1 pseudogene is annotated in these 681 nt (G+C 67.7%); it reads left to right on the top strand.

From position 1 onward, the window contains the following. Positions 1-681 (top strand): annotated as a pseudogene (locus CDN38_RS29315) (hypothetical protein); the annotation flags it as partial.

Raw genomic sequence — 681 nt, 5'->3', positions numbered from 1 at the left:
TGATACCAATGTCGCGACGGCGGCCACGGTGGTGGGCAACGCCAACAATGGGGTGGCGGCCAGTGCGGATGGCAGCGTCAACGTCGCGTCGGCGGCCACGGTGGTGGGCGCCAACAATGGTGGGGTTGTGGCGGGGGCGGTCGGGGATACCAACATCGCGACGGCGGCCACGGTGGTGGGGGATCGCAATGCTGGGGTGTTGGCTAGTGCGCAGGGGGTGCGCAATATTGCGACGGCGGCCACGGTGGTCGGTGATGGCAATAGTGGGGTGGCGGCTACTGCCGAGGGCAGGATCAATGTGGCCACGGCGGCCACGGCGGTCGGTGATGGCAATAGTGGGGTGACGGCGGCTGCCGATGGCAGCGTCAATGTGGTGACGGCGGCCACCGCGGTTTTTGATGGCAATCAGGCGATTTCGGCCAGCGCTGACGGTGATACCAATGTCGCGACGGCGGCCACGGTGGTGGGCAACGCCAACAATGGGGTGGCGGCCAGTGCGGATGGCAGCGTCAACGTCGCGTCGGCGGCCACGGTGGTGGGCGCCAACAATGGTGGGGTTGTGGCGGGGTCGGTCGGGGATACCAACATCGCGACGGCGGCCACGGTGGTGGGGGATCGCAATGCTGGGGTGTTGGCTAGTGCGCAGGGGGTGCGCAATATTGCGACGGCGGCCACGGTGGT

This window comes from Mycobacterium ostraviense, assembly GCF_002705925.1.
Taxonomy (GTDB): Bacteria; Actinomycetota; Actinomycetes; order Mycobacteriales; family Mycobacteriaceae; genus Mycobacterium; species Mycobacterium ostraviense.
This window is presented reverse-complemented; position numbering and strand designations above follow the sequence as displayed.